Source organism: Rhizobium album (assembly GCF_003122325.1).
In the GTDB taxonomy this organism is placed as follows: Bacteria; Pseudomonadota; Alphaproteobacteria; order Rhizobiales; family Rhizobiaceae; genus Metarhizobium; species Metarhizobium album.
In genome coordinates this window covers 188,651-203,122 of sequence record NZ_QFBC01000012.1, presented here as the reverse complement: position 1 = coordinate 203,122, position 14,472 = coordinate 188,651, and the positions used below count along the sequence as shown (strand labels likewise).

Below are 14,472 nucleotides of genomic sequence, written 5' to 3'. Positions count from 1 at the left end.
CACAAACAACCGCGCTCCGCACGTTGAGGCATCCGACCCGAACATCATCATGAGGCCATGACCTCGAAAAGGACCATGACCCCGGCACGGGCAAAACAGGCTTGACTAAGTCCCGCAATTAAAGGGCCGATTGACATAGGAAAGCCGCCCGCAGACGGCTTGATCCAGTAAATCTGCTGTTAGGATGGTGGATTAGAACTCTTGCCACTCATCCAATGCGGCAGCGGCCGCGCCACGGCCGCTAAATGCCTTGGCAATATTTCCGGCCATCGACCTCGGAGCAGAGGTCACGGGCGAATGTGCGGATGTCATTCTGACCGGAGTAGCTCGGTTCACGCCAGCTGCATATTGAGCCGTTCCGAGCTGGAACTGCGATACCAGCTCCCGTAGCTTGCCAGCTTCATTTGCAAGCGTCGCACCAGCAGCGCTGGCTTCCTCAACCATCGCCGCGTTCTGCTGCGTTACCTGATCCATCTGGTTAACCGCCGTGTTGACCTCCGACAAGCCGACTGACTGTTCACGTGAAGAGGTCGCAATCGCATCCATATGTTGGTTGATCGTAACAATGGAAGTCTCGATCTTTTTAAGCGCCTCTCCGGTTTCGCTAACAAGCTTTACGCCGCTCTCAACTTCCGCAGTGGACTTGTCGATCAGGTCCTTGATCTCGCGTGCGGCCTTGGCCGAACGTTGCGCAAGTTCTCGTACTTCCTGTGCAACAACAGCAAAACCCTTGCCTGCTTCACCTGCGCGGGCCGCTTCCACGCCTGCGTTCAACGCCAGGAGATTGGTTTGGAACGCGATATCGTCGATTACGCCGATGATGTTCGAGATTTGCCCGGATGACTCTTCGATCCGCCCCATGGCGGTCACTGCATTTCCCACAACTTTGCCGGATTGGCGGGCGCTTTCATTGGCCTGCACGGCTACGCTGCGGGCCTCTTCCGCACGCTTGGTCGAATTGGCAACATTGGTTGTGATCTGGTCCAGAGCCGCGGCCGTTTCCTCCAGCGCAGCCGCCTGCTGCTCGGTGCGTTTCGAAAGATCTTCGGCACTTGCACTGATCTCGCGCGATCCACCGTCAATAGCATTCGTTGCTTGGGAAACCGGCGCCAGTGTCCCACGCAACTGCTCAATGGCGCTGTTGAAGTCGTTCCTTAATCCCTCGAAGTCCTTTGCAAAAGTTTGATTAAGCTGGAATGACAAATCGCCAGATGCCAGGTACCTCATTCCTTCAGCCAGACCATTTGTTGCCTGTGCCATCTCTTGGGCACGGACCCGATCCTGTTCTGCCGCCTGGCGACGCTGTTCTTCGGTCAGATGACGCTGGCTTTGCGCTTCATTTTCGAGCCGCTTGTTCTCGACGCGTTTCTGCGGAAGACATCCACGGCTGCGGCCATTTCCCCGATCTCATCGGCTCGGCCTCCGTATGGAATTTGCGTCACCGGACGCAAGGTTTTTCATGGAGGCGGTGATGTTTTGGATTGGCTTGGCAATACCCGTAATTGCAAACCAGATCGCAAAAACCAGCAGCACGGCTGAAACAACGATGAGGATCATCGCCAAATCAAATGAAGCAGAATAAATTTCCTTACTCTCATCATAGGACTGCGTAGCACCCTTTTCGTTGTACTCGATCAGTTTTGCCAGATCCTGACTGATGGACAGCGCAACGGGAGTCATCTCATTGAAAAGAATTTCCTCTGCGGCTTCATCCTCGTGGGCCACGGAGACTTTTCTCAGCCTCTCGCCGATCTTGTCGTAGTTGAGCGCCTTTTCGCGGACCCCCTTGGTGATTTCAAGCTCGAATGCTTCCGGCTGATTGCTGTCGTAACCGTAAAGAGCCTTCTCGAAGCGTGCTTTGAATTTGGTGATATCGCCTTCGATTTTCTGCGTTCTATCGTCGGTACTGGAGATGACGTGGTTAAGCCAAACGGCGAGTACGTGCGCTTTGTTCACGTACTCGCCAAGACTCTGCTCGACATGATCCTAGACGCCTGTCTAGCCTGACCGATTTGGACACACTGCAGGCAACCCTCGCGACGCCCAAGCTTCGTGATCATCGCCAGCCAAATCTTTATTTTACCACAACGGCCGAATAGCTGGGCGCCCTATTGCATCCGATAATGCAACAATATTTGACGATGGGCATTTCAGATTGGTTTTTACCGTCGCGACAGTCACGACCAGAAAAACCAAGAAGCATCACGATAAATTTGACGCCGCTTGACTGATATTAAGCAAGGCTACTTGCTCGGAATATCTTCCTACAGGTCAACGAAAATTTAATCAGCACGCACGATGGTAGTTGCAGCGATAGTATCGTCATGAAGGCGGGCGGCAATGTGAAGGCTGGATCGCGATGCCCTATTGTTAGGACGAGGCTTTTTCAATGAGTAGTATTTTGACCAACTGGACGGCCTTGGCCGCGCTCGACACTTTACGTTCGATTGGCAGCCAACTCGGGACCACCCAATCGAGAATTTCGAGCGGATATCGCGTCGAAAACGCATCCGACAATGCAGCCTATTGGTCGATCGCGACAACGATGCGCTCAGACAACAAAGCGTTGTCCGCCGTTGAGGACGCGATCGGACTGGGAAGTGCCAAGGTGGACACGACTTACGCGGGAATGAACGCCGCAATTGAGGTCGTAGATGAAATCAAGGCCAAGCTCGTCGCCGCTCGCGAGCCAGGCGTCGATAAGCTGAAAGTCGGCTTGGAAATTGAAGAGCTTAAGAACCAAATACATTCCATAGCGCAATCTTCGTCATTCAGCGGCGAGAATTGGCTGTATACGAATGTGTCTGGTGGTCTGACGACGAAAGAGCTCGTGACGTCCTTTGTCCGGTCCGCAAACGGAACGGTTTCGATCGGGACGACAAACTTCGATGCCCACAACGCCGCGCTGATAAGTGACGAGTCGGATTTTAACGGCATTCTGACTATGCGCGTCAGCGTCAATCAGCCGAACGCAGTCGGCACTGGCACGACGCCAATGGAATATTTCTTGATCCGCTCCAAGGCTGGGTCAGCCGGAAATGAGACCAAGCTGACGGCGACGACCTCGAACGAGGCCGTCGAAGGTATGATTATGGCGGTAGACAAATACCTAGACACTATGGCGGACGTTGCCGCCACGTTGGGCTCGGTTAAGAGCCGCCTCGATATGCAGAAGGAATTTGTTGCCGATCTGAGCGATGTGACAGAGACCGGGATTGGCCGGCTCGTTGATGCTGACATGAACGAAGAGTCGACTCGCCTCAAGGCTCTGCAGACACAGCAGCAACTCGGCAGTCAGGCCCTCTCGATTGCTAACTCAAGCGCCGACAACATCCTGTCGCTTTTCCGGTGAAAGCAGCATCGCTGCGCGCGTTGCCGCGCAGCGACTTGCCCGGGTGTATTTGGCCTTGCTCAAATCGTATCTTTCTGCAGCATAACAATGCCCGATAAGCCGGGATTATCAGTCATAATGTGCGAAAGACAATACGTGCATTTATTGCAATTTTTTTGCAAAAAACCGCCCTCATGGCAACTCTAGCATAGCACCTCCTGGCCGTGTGGGGATGATTTGCGCGGCTTTTTTTTGATGAGAGGGCTCCTGTTCGGAAGATAGGAAGGCAAAAGGTTACTCAGCCGGATACCACACATGCCGACGGATCGGAACTTTTCGAAGCGTAACCCGGACTTGACCGTTTGATCTGGACGGACAAGATAGCTAAGACAAATCCGGTTCTGCAACGAACCTGATTTGACGGCCGCAGCGGACGGATCGTGCAAAACAGGCGCTGGTTGGGAACATCCGTCGATGTTTTGCCTTGAAGCACGACGGAACGGCAGCTGATCCGGGAGATACGAGGCTTTTATGCGCAGGGGCGACGGTGTACGGCGAGCAGAACGACCAGAGCCATTACAGGGCCTGATCGACCGCGTCTGCGGCATCCTGCTTTCCTCCAGCGCCCCCGTCATGGCCAGCTACATGGCCGGCCAGATCTACTCGCGGACGGCACGATCCGGCCGGCAAAGGCTGGAGGGCGAGACGGCGTCTCCGCCGATCGACGCCTGGCAGCGGACGCTGTCGAAGATCAAGGGCTCCGACGGGGAACTCGCCGGGCTGATGACATATCTCGAGCAGATCGGTCCGTACCTCTCCTGGTATCGCAGCCGCGTCGGTCCCTTCGCCAGCGTGAATTTTGAAAAATCCCATGCCCACTCGACGATCCTCGGGCCGGGAGGCGTGGAGGAACGCAGCGACGTTCAACTCGGCGTGACGCTGATGGCGCCCTATTGCCGGTTTCCGGACCATTTCGAAAAACAGCGGCGCGTCTTCCTTTTCCTGTCTGCCGCCGAAGCCTGCCTGAGGGATCGGGAATGGATGCGCGCCGAGCCCGGGACGATCGTCTTCAGCGATGCCGGGGATAAGTTCGCGCTGCGCTGCACGAGTGAGCCGGTGCTGGCCGTGTGGTGCCAGCTCGACGACCGGCGCCGCTGAGCCGCTGCATTTCCGCCGTTGGCGGCACGCACGATATCCTGCGTTGTGAGGTTTCGGCGTTGCGCGGACGAAACGCCGATCTGTTTCGACCGGCGATATCACCAACTGCGTAGCCCGGCGTGACGACCCGTTTCAAGCATGCGGCGGCAGCGCCGCCCCGGCCAGCCGCGTCCTGATCCAGTCGGCGACGCGGTAATAACGCAGCGTCATCTGCGGCGCAAAGGCCATGTAGAAGGGCGCGGCGGTCAGGGGTTCGAGCTTGAGCGACAGGTCCTTTTCCGCAACGTCTTTCGCCCATTCCGAGAGGATACCGCCGAGCATGCTGCCGGTCGGCACGCCACGGCCGGACAGTCCGGTCAGCGCCACGACGCCCGGCGCCAGGCCGTAGAGCCGCGGCACGGTGCGGTACTGCATGTCGAGTTCGCCGAACCAGAAATAATCCCAGACGAGGTCGTGGCGGATCTGCGGGTGCAACCAGCGCAGCCGGTCGCTCATCAACTGGCGCGTATAGGCCATGTCGCGCCCGCGCCGGCCCATCGGGAACATCGAGGCGACGATGCGGCCTTCGGCATTGTATTTGTAGACGAAGATATCGCCGCGCCCGTCATGGATCGTCGTGTTCTGCGGCAGGATGCTGCGGCGTTCGTCGTCCGACAGCGGCTGCGTGGCGGCAACGAAGACGCGCTGGATCTTGAAGCTGCGGTCGAGCTTCGGCCAGCCGCCGACCGTATAGGCGCCGGTGGCGAAGATCACCTTGTCGGCGGTCACCTCGCCCTTGCCCGTCGTTACCGTCCAGCCGCCGCCGGGTGCCGGCGTGCAGCCGGTGACCGGCGAATACGTATGGATCGTTCCGCCTTCCTGGATAACGGCGCGGGCGAGGCCGCGGGCATAGGCCAGCGGGTTCAGGTGCCCGGCCTCGGAATGGAACCAGCCGCCGTAGAAGCGCGGGCTGCCGGTGATCTTTGCCACTTCGTCGCGATCAAGCATTGCCGTGCGGGCGCCGACGGCGTTGTAGGTTTCGACCTTGGTTTCGATCGCTTTCAGCATCGAAGGGTAGGGTGCTCCCATGACGTAACCGTTCTGCTGCCATTCGCACTGGATCTGGTAATGCTCGATCATGCCGGCGACGCGGTCGTTGGCCCGCGTCTGGCGCTGGATCAGCCGTTCTGCCCAGGGTTCGCCGAGCATCTTGCGCAGTTCCGGCAGGCTGTAATGCGTAAAGGTCGGCGTGCAGTGGCCGGCATTGCGGCCGGAACCGCCGTAGCCCACCTCCTCGCGCTCCAGCAGCACCGCCTTGACGCCGTCGCGGGCAAGCTCCAGCGCCGTCGTCAGTCCGGTATACCCTCCGCCGACGATGCAGACGTCGGCGCGGATGCGGCCTTCCAGCGGCACCGTCGCCGGGGCGGGCGGGGCGGTGGCAAACCAAAGCGACGTTTCGAAGGGGGAGAAGCGGGTCATTGCGCCACCCTCAATGCAGGTCGCTGCGGGCATCCAGCGCGTCGCGCAGGCCGTCGCCGATGAAATTGAAACTGGTGACAGCGAGCGTGATGGCGATGCCGGGCACGATCGCCAGCCACGGCGCCTTGTCGAGATATTGCTGTGCACCGTTCAGCATGTTGCCCCAGCTCGGCAGCGGCGGCTGGATGCCGTAGCCGAGGAAGCTGACATAGGCTTCAAGCAGGATGGCGCGGGCAACCGTCAGCGTCGCCGCGACGATGATCGGGCCGATGGCGTTGGGCAAGAGTTCGCGGAACATGATGCGGCTGTTGGACAGGCCGAGCATGCGGGCGGCGAGTACGAAATCCCGTTCCCGCAGCGAGCGCACCTCGGCCTCGACGATGCGGGCGATCTCCATCCAGCTGGTGACCGCGATGATCACGGTGATCATGAACGGGCTCGGCTTGATGAAGGCGGCGAGCGCCAGAAGCAGGAAGATGCTCGGGAAGGACAGGAAGGCATCGACGAAACGCATCAGCGCCGCGCCGACCCGGCCGCCGTAATAACCGGCGGTCACGCCGATCACCGTGCCGATGGCGGTGGACAGCAGCATGGCGAAGAAGCCGACCAGCAGCGAGATCCGGCCCGCGTTGAACAGCCGCGCGGCGATGTCGCGGCCGAGCGGATCGGTGCCGAAGATGTGGTACCCCGTCAGCGGCGGCGCGAAGCGGGCGCGCAGGTCGATATAGAGTTCGTCATAGGGCAGCAGGTATGGCCCGAAGACACAGGCGAGCGTCAGGATGACGATCATGAAGACGCCGAGCATGGCCAGGTGATGGCGGGCGAAACGCCGGGCGGTGCGGCTTTGCCACCAATGGTTCGAAACGGGGCGGGCAGGGGGGACAAGCGTTGCTGAAGACATGGTCTTTCTCCCTAACCCAGCCGGATGCGCGGATCGACGAAGGCGACGAGCAGGTCGGCGCAGAGATTGCCGATCAGCACGAGAATGGCGGAAAACATCAGAAGCCCCATGATCACGGGATAGTCGTTGTAGCCGAGGCTATCGAGGAACAGGCGTCCCATTCCCGGCCAGGTGAACACGGTTTCGGTCACCAATGCGCCGCCGAGGATGGTCGGCAGTTGCAGCCCGGCGAGCGTGATCATCGGCAGGAGAGCGTTGCCGATGACGTGTTTCATGAGCACCCGGCGCTGGCTGAGCCCCTTGGCGCGGGCGGTGCGGACGAAATCCTGGTTGATGACGTCGAGCGTGGCGGTGCGCATGTAGCGGCTCCAGACCGCGACGTTGACCAGCGCCAGCACCACGCTCGGCATGATCAGGTGGATGGCGTAGTCGCCGATCGAGCCGTCGCCGATCGTGTACATGTTGCCGGCCGGCAGCCATTTCAGCTTCAGCGCGAAGACGTAGATCGCCACCAGGCCGAACCAGAAGGTCGGGATCGACAGGGCGACCATGGCGCCGACAGTGGCGGTGTAATCGAAGATCGAATAGCGTTTCGTGGCGCCCTTGATGCCGATCCAGGTGCCGATGGCGATGGAGAGCGCCGTCGAGGTGCCCATCAAGAGCAGCGTCGCGAAGAGATGGCCGCCGATGATGCCGAGAACGGGCTGGCTGTCGCGGTAGGAGCGGCCCCAGTCGCCCTGCAGCAGATGCCAGAGCCAGTCGAGATACTGGATCGGCAAGGGGCGGTCGAGGCCCATCTGCCTGGCGATCCGGTCCAGCGCCTCCTGCGTCATGCCGGGCGTCAGCGCATATTGCGACAGCGGCCCGCCGGGTGCGAGATTGAGGACGGCAAAGCCGATCATCGAGACGAGCAGCAGCAGCACCAGGCTTTGCCACAGGCGGCTCATGAGATAACGCATCATGGCATGTCTCTCCGATTGTTGGTGGTGGCGGACGGGGCAATCGTGTTCGTCTGGCGTATTGCTGGCGGCGGCCCCCTTACCTAGCCCTCTCCCCGTGGGCAGAGGGACGGCACTGGCGACATGTCTGGCAGCTCGGCTTGAACGAGTGTTCGCGATGTCCCCCTTCTCCCCGGCGGGGAGAAGGGTCCGAAGGACGCAGGCGGATGAGGTGGTAACCTCGACCGAAGAGGCTAACCCCGTCCGCGCCTTACGCCGTCCGGTACCAGCTCCCGACGTTCCAGCTGTCGATACGGGTGTTGACGTTGTAGTTCACGCCTTCCACCCCGGTCTTGTAGCCGCGCACGGTGGCGTACTGGAACATCGGCAGGAACGGCAGGTCGTTGCGCACCACTTCCTGGATCTTCAGGTAGATCTTCTTGCGCTCATCCGGCACGAAGACCTGACCGCCCTCTGTCAGCAGGTCGTCGACTTCCTTGCTGGCATATTGCCAGTTGTTCTGGCCGGCGCCGCCCTTGGCGTTGATCGAGGTGGAGCGGAAGTAGTCCGACGTGTCGGGGTCCGCGCCGGTCAGGAAGTCGAGGCCGACGACGACGGAATCGAACTGCGACATCATCCAGTATTCGCCCCACATCACCGCCGGTGGCAGGTTGGAGATGGTCATTTCGACGCCGATATCCTTGAATGACTGCTGCACGAACTGCTGCACCTGTTCGCGGATGTGGTTGCCGGCCGTGGTCGAGTTGCTGAAGGAGAGACGCACGCCGTCCTTGGCGCGGATGCCGTCGCCGCCCGGCACCCAGCCGGCGTCGTCGAGCAGCTTCTTCGCCTTTTCGAGATCGAATTCATGCTTCGGCAGGTCGGCATTGAAGTAGAAGGACTGCTGCGGCACGTAGCTTTCGGTCGGCGCCGGCAGGCCGTAATACAGCGCGTCGATGATCGTCGCCTTGTCCAGCGCATGATAGAGCGCCTGGCGCACGGCTGGATCCTTGAATTGCGGCCGCTCCATGTTGAAGGTGAAGGATTCCACCGTCGAACCCGGCACGACAAGCACGGTCTTGCCTTCCAGCTCCTTGGCTTCTTCGTAGTGGTCGGGCGTGATCCACTGCAGGCCGGCCACGTCGATATCACCGGTCTTGAACTGGGTGTAGAGCACGGTCAGATCAGGAATGTACTTGTAGATGACCCGTTCCAGATAGGGGCCGTCGCCGAAATAGTCCGTGTTGGCTTCGAGCGTGATATGGTCGCCGGCAACACGTTCGACCCATTTGAACGGGCCGGTGCCGACAGGCGCATTGTTGAAGGCGGCGGTGTTCTTGTCGGCCTCGTTTTCGAAGCCGTGTTTCGGCACGATGAAGGTGGCGGCGAGGATAGACGGGTAGGGCGCGAAGGGCTTTTCCATCCGCCAGGTGATTTCGGTCGGCGAGACGACGGTCAGGTCGCGAACGAGATCGTGGCCGGTGCGGCGCCAGCTGCGGAAATTCTCGTCCACCAGCAGTTCGAGGGTGAACTTGACGTCGTCGGCGGTGAAGGGCTTGCCGTCATGCCATTTCACGCCGTCACGCAGCTTGACCTTCCAGGTCAGGCCGTCGGCGGAGATGCCGCCATTCTCGACTGTCGGCACTTCGGCAGCGAGTTGCGGGAAGAATTTTCCGTCGGGATCGACGCCGAACAGCGGGTCGAAGATGCTGAAATGGATGCCTTCGTCCACTTCGATATGCAGCAGATGCGGGTTGAAGACGGTGGGTTCCTGCGAGAAGCCGATGATCAGCTGGCCGGTCGGCTTTTCCGGCGGGGTTGCCGCGAAGGCTTTATCCTTGCCGATAAGGCCGGGCATGACGATGCCGCTGGCACTGGCGAGCATCATCATCGTCAGCGCCTGGCGGCGCGTCGGATTGAGGATGGAATATTGCTTGTCGTCGGACATGATTTTCCTCTCTCTGTCACGTGATCGTTGCTGCTGTTCCTCATTTTTTCCGGTCTGCCTTCTTTGCCGGGCAGTCCCTGCTTTTATTGAGCGGCGGTTTTCCCGCCACCTTTTAGAACCCGCTGATCAGCTCAATCTTCGAACCGTCGGAAAAGCGGGAGAAACGGAAATCCTTGATGTCGACCACCGGAGTACGGTTCATGACGATATCGGCCATCAGCCGGCCGGCGCCGGGGCCGATGCCGAAACCATGGCCGGAAAAGCCGGTGGCGATATGGAAACCCGGAATGCTGTCGATGGCCGAAATTACCGGGACGGCGTCCGGCGTCACGTCGATGTAGCCGGCCCAGCGCTGGGCGATCTCGGCCTTCTCGAACACCGGAAAGGCCTTTTTCAGATTGGCGAGCGCCACGTCCGAGAGCTTCTTGGAAGGTTTCGGATCAAGGACGCGGTTGTATTCGAACGGGCTCGGCTCGTCGAGCGCCCAGCGATCCGGAATGCGTGCCTCGTCATAGAACCGGCCGCCGACGCGAAAAATCAGCGAGCGCCATTCCTTGGACAGCGCCGGCAGGAAGTCGCGGGCATAACGGAAGGACTTCGGGACGATATCGACGATGTTCTCATGACCGGAGGCGATGGTATAGCCGCCGTCCTGGCGCTTGCGCAGCGCAAAGCCGTTCGACCAGATCGCCTGCTCGGGGCCGCCTTCCAGCGGCTTGGTGCGTAGCACCGAATTCATCACCTTCAATTGCGGCAACCGCAGCCCGAGCGTGCCGGAAAACAGGCTGGACCAGGCGCCGCCAGCGAGCACCACCGCCTGGCAGGCGATCGGCCCGCGTTCGGTGACGACGCCGGAGACCTTGCCGCCGGCGGTCTCGATGCCGCGTACGGCGCATTCGGTGAGAATGTAGGCGCCCTTGTCGCGGGCCGCCTCGGCGATGGCCGGCGCCGCGCGCTGCGGTTCGGCGCGGCCGTCGAGCGGGGTGAACAGCGCGCCCTTGATGTCGAGCCGGGAGTCCGGGAACATCGACTTGAACTCGGTGCCGCTCAGCATCTTCGTTTCGATCTGGTAACCTTCGAGGTTCTTCATCCAGCGTTCGTGGTCGGCATATTCCTTGTCGCTGGCGCAGGTGAACATGATGCCGGCGCGGGTATAACCGGTGTTGCGGCCGGTGCGCTGGTCGAGCGTATTCCAGATGCGCAGGGCTTCCGCCATCAGCGGCACTTCGCGCGGGTCGCGGCGGGTGATGCGCACCCAGCCCCAGTTGCGGCTCGATTGCTCCTGGCCGATGCCGCCCTTTTCGCAGAGCGCCACCCTCAGCCCGCGTTCCGCCAGCTCCAGGGCAGTCGACGCGCCGATGATGCCGCCGCCGATGACGACGACGTCGACGTCCTTCGGCAGGTCGGCATCCCCGTGGACGGGAACGACATAGGGTCCGGGCATCTCAGTAACTTTCTTCTAGCTGGCAATTGACGGTGAATTCGGCGACGCTCGCCTCGTTCGGCAGGTCGATCAGCATGGCGATGATGCGGGCGAGATCGGCCGGATCGGTCATCAGTTCGGCGGGACGGTCGCTGACAGCAAGCGCCATGTCTGTAGCGACGAAGCCGGGGCAGACGGCAGTCGCGCGGATGCCGCGGTCGAAACCGGCATGGCGAAGCCCCTGCGCCAGCGCCACGGCGGCATATTTGGAGATCGAGTAGGAGCCGGCGCCCGCCGATTTCACCCGCTTGCCGGAGAGCGAGGCAAGCACGACGATCCGGCCGCGACCGGATTGCGCCAGCGCTTCCCAGGCAGCCTTGGCCAGCCGGCGCGGCGACTTGACGTTGACCTCGAACATCGCGTCGATATCGCCGTCTTCGGCTTCCACCACCGTTTTCGGGATCATCAGCCCGGCATTGGCGATGATGGCGTCGATCCGGCCGAATTGCGAAAGTGCGGCATCGACCCAACGCTGTTCGCCGTCGCTGTCGCCGGCATCGTAGCCATGCAGGTGGACGCGGCCTTCCTCGGCCCAGTCAGGCATCTGCGGAGTGCGCATGCCGAGCGAAAGCCGCCAGCCCTGGCGTGCCAGTTCCGCCGCGGTCGCAGCGCCGATGCCGCGATTGGCACCCGAAATCAAAACGACGCGGTTCCGGTCCATCCTGCCTCCATCCTCACGACAGGCCTGCGATGCGCCTGTAGGCACGCCGCAGGATGTCCATCAGTTGTTTCTGTTCGTCTTCCGGAATGAATTCGAAAAAATCCGCCGATTGCCTGGTGACGAGGCCGCGCACCTTCTCGGCCAGTTCCGCCCCCTTGGGCGTGATGTAAAGCTCCAGCGCCCGGCTGTCTTCGGCGGAGACGCTGCGGGTCAGAAGCCCGTGGCCTTCCATCTGGTCCACCAGCTTGCCCATTGCCGAACGATCCTTCAGGATCAGCTGGGCGATGACCGAGGGGCGGATGCCGGGGTGGCTGTCGACCAGCAGCAGCGTCGTGATCTTGCCCGTGCCGCGCGCTACGTCGAGGCCTTCCAGACGGTCGTCGAGGTCGCGCGACACGGCAATGTTGACGGTACGGATATAGAAGCTGAGCGTGTTTTCCAGAACGTCGAGATCGACTTCCGATACAGAGGTTGGCGGTTTTGCTGACATCATGTTCACCGGCACGCGCTCCAAAAAAGCAAACGATCTCAACCTCTTGCACTATCATGCGCAAGAGCGGCTGCATTTCGGCGCCAGCGGATGTTGATCTTCGTTACGAAATTATGAAACGCCCGATAGTGGACAAATGCAACTATTTTTTTGAGGTGGGGGCCAAAATTTTCGTCCGGGACCGAAAATGCCCAACCCGCGTGCAGGCAGCCTGACGCGGGTTGGGCATATGGGCAAAAATCATGCGGGGTCGCCGAAGAGAAGCCGCCGTTCAGGCGGCCGGTTCCCACTCGCTGCCGGGAATGGCCGAAACGAGACGGCGGGTATAATCGTGCTGCGGCGCGCGGAAGATTTGCGACGGCGGCCCCTGCTCGACGACGCTGCCCTTGTACATCACCGCCACCTCGTCGCAGATCTGGCTGGCGACGCGCAGGTCGTGGGTGATGAAGATCATCGCCACCTTCATGTCGCGCTGGATGGTGGCGAGCAGTTCGAGGATCTGCGCCTGGATCGACACGTCGAGCGCGGAGACCGCCTCGTCGGCGACGAGCAGCACCGGATCGAACATCAGCGCCCGGGCGATGCCGATGCGCTGGCGTTGGCCGCCGGAGAATTCGTGCGGGAAACGGTCGTAGGCGCCTTCGTCGAGGCCGACCATCTTCAGGAGTCGCAGCGCCTTGGCCTTGGCTTCCGGCCGCGAGACACCGTGTGCCTCCGGCCCGACGGTCAGGATCGTGCCGATCGTATGGCGCGGGTTGAGCGAGGCGAAAGGATCCTGGAAGATCATTTGGATATAGGGCCTGAGCGACCGGAAATCATTATTCGACAGCGGGGCGATATCACGGCCGTCGAACAGGATCTTGCCGCCGTCGCTGTCGAGCAGTTTGAGCAGCACCCGGCCGAGCGACGACTTGCCGGAGCCGGATTCGCCGACGATGCCGAGGGTGCGGCCCTTGCGGATCGAGAAGCTGACGTCGTTGACCGCATGCACCGTGCGGCTCTTGGAAAACACCCCGCCGGTGACGGAATAGGTCTTGTTGAGGTTTTCGACCGAGAGCACGACCGGCGCTTCCTCGGCGGCCTCGCGGTCGGCCTGGCGCATGCGCGGCACGGCGGCGATCAGCCTTTGCGTATAGGGGTGGGTCGGATGGTTGAGCACGTCCTCGGCCTTGCCCTGTTCGACCAGGTTGCCCTTTTCCATGACGATGACGCGATCGGCGATCTCCGCCACCACGCCGAAATCGTGGGTGATGAACATGACGCTCATCTTCTTGCGGTCCTGGATCTTGCGGATGAGATCGAGGATCTGCGCCTGCGTGGTGACGTCGAGTGCCGTCGTCGGCTCGTCGGCGATCAGCACGTCCGGATCGAGCGCCAGCGCCATGGCGATCATCACGCGCTGCCGCTGGCCGCCGGAGAGGCGGAAGGGATATTGATGCTGCAGCAGGCCGGGTTCGGGCAGGCCGACTTCGTTCAGGAGTTCGAGCACTTTCGCCGCCCGGCTTTCCGCCGTGCCGACGCCGTGGGCTTCCATCACCTCGGCGATCTGGTCGCCGATGGTCATCAGCGGGTTCAGCGCCGAAAGCGGGTCCTGGAAGATGATCGAGACGGCCCGGCCGCGCAGGTTGCGCAACGTCGCCTCCGGAGTGCGCACCAGGTCCATGTCCTTGAAATGGATGCTGCCGGCCGTCACCTTGATCACCGGCGAGAGCAGCCCCATGATCGCGTTTGCCGTCACCGACTTGCCGGAACCGGATTCGCCGATAATGCAGAGGATTTCCCCGGCCATCAGGTCGAAGGAAATGTCCTGCACCGCATAGGCGCGTTCCATGTTCTTCGGCAGGCTGACGGTGAGATCGCGAACGGAAAGGATGACATCTTTTTCAGGCAAGGCTGCTTGTATCGTCTGCTGCATCGTCTCGGATCCTTTCGGCATGGGCCGCCCGATACGCACTATTTCGAAGGCGGGGCGCGTCTGCAACTGGATTTCCACGATGCAAAAACGGTGCCAGGGTTTTGGCCGAGCGTCGGCAGCGTCGTTATCGCGGCATGCGTGACGCTATCGCCGAGTCGCTGTCATGCGCGCCGACACGCCGGAAGCGGG

General features: G+C 61.2%; 12 protein-coding genes. 2 read left to right on the top strand and 10 right to left on the bottom strand.

Going from position 1 to position 14,472, the window contains the following annotated elements; all coding sequences use genetic code 11:
- Positions 1-192 precede the first annotated feature (192 nt).
- Together DEM27_RS35240 and DEM27_RS35235 are read right to left on the bottom strand one after the other, a co-directional pair.
- Positions 193-1,260: a methyl-accepting chemotaxis protein gene (locus tag DEM27_RS35240; protein WP_420028848.1), complete on the bottom strand. Its 1,068-nt coding sequence runs from the start codon at positions 1,258-1,260 to the stop codon at positions 193-195.
- Between the two features lie 147 nt (positions 1,261-1,407).
- The gene (locus tag DEM27_RS35235) at positions 1,408-1,956 is read right to left on the bottom strand and encodes an MCP four helix bundle domain-containing protein (protein ID WP_420028847.1); all 549 of its coding nucleotides are present in this window, start codon (positions 1,954-1,956) and stop codon (positions 1,408-1,410) included.
- Between the two features lie 433 nt (positions 1,957-2,389).
- On the opposite strand from DEM27_RS35235, the gene DEM27_RS22920 reads away from it, so the two are divergent.
- On the top strand, positions 2,390-3,352 hold the full coding sequence (locus DEM27_RS22920) for a flagellin N-terminal helical domain-containing protein (protein WP_109460556.1): 963 nt from the start codon (positions 2,390-2,392) through the stop codon (positions 3,350-3,352).
- Between the two features lie 510 nt (positions 3,353-3,862).
- Positions 3,863-4,489 carry a dimethylsulfonioproprionate lyase family protein gene (locus DEM27_RS22915; RefSeq protein WP_109460555.1) on the top strand — a complete coding sequence of 209 codons (627 nt, stop codon included), beginning with the start codon at positions 3,863-3,865 and terminating at the stop codon, positions 4,487-4,489.
- A 132-nt stretch (positions 4,490-4,621) separates the two neighbouring features.
- Here the strand turns inward: DEM27_RS22915 and DEM27_RS22910 are convergent, their stop codons facing one another.
- From DEM27_RS22910 to DEM27_RS22875, 8 genes are all read right to left on the bottom strand, one after another.
- Positions 4,622-5,947 carry an NAD(P)/FAD-dependent oxidoreductase gene (locus DEM27_RS22910; RefSeq protein WP_109460554.1) on the bottom strand — a complete coding sequence of 442 codons (1,326 nt, stop codon included), beginning with the start codon at positions 5,945-5,947 and terminating at the stop codon, positions 4,622-4,624.
- Positions 5,948-5,957: 10 nt separating this feature from the next.
- Entirely contained in the window at positions 5,958-6,848 is an 891-nt protein-coding gene (locus DEM27_RS22905; protein WP_109460553.1) for an ABC transporter permease, read from the bottom strand.
- An 11-nt stretch (positions 6,849-6,859) separates the two neighbouring features.
- Entirely contained in the window at positions 6,860-7,810 is a 951-nt protein-coding gene (locus DEM27_RS22900) for an ABC transporter permease (protein WP_109460552.1), read from the bottom strand.
- A gap of 247 nt (positions 7,811-8,057) precedes the next feature.
- Positions 8,058-9,734: a peptide ABC transporter substrate-binding protein gene (locus tag DEM27_RS22895; RefSeq protein ID WP_109460551.1), complete on the bottom strand. Its 1,677-nt coding sequence runs from the start codon at positions 9,732-9,734 to the stop codon at positions 8,058-8,060.
- 112 nt (positions 9,735-9,846) lie between these two features.
- Positions 9,847-11,178, bottom strand: a complete 1,332-nt coding sequence (locus DEM27_RS22890; protein ID WP_109460550.1) for an NAD(P)/FAD-dependent oxidoreductase — start codon at positions 11,176-11,178, stop codon at positions 9,847-9,849.
- Position 11,179: 1 nt separating this feature from the next.
- Positions 11,180-11,878 (bottom strand): SDR family NAD(P)-dependent oxidoreductase, encoded by a 699-nt coding sequence (locus DEM27_RS22885; RefSeq protein WP_109460549.1) that lies wholly within the window; start codon positions 11,876-11,878, stop codon positions 11,180-11,182.
- A 13-nt stretch (positions 11,879-11,891) separates the two neighbouring features.
- The gene (locus DEM27_RS22880) at positions 11,892-12,371 is read right to left on the bottom strand and encodes a MarR family winged helix-turn-helix transcriptional regulator (RefSeq protein ID WP_109460582.1); all 480 of its coding nucleotides are present in this window, start codon (positions 12,369-12,371) and stop codon (positions 11,892-11,894) included.
- Positions 12,372-12,639: 268 nt separating this feature from the next.
- Positions 12,640-14,283 (bottom strand): ABC transporter ATP-binding protein, encoded by a 1,644-nt coding sequence (locus DEM27_RS22875; RefSeq protein WP_109460581.1) that lies wholly within the window; start codon positions 14,281-14,283, stop codon positions 12,640-12,642.
- Positions 14,284-14,472 lie beyond the last annotated feature (189 nt).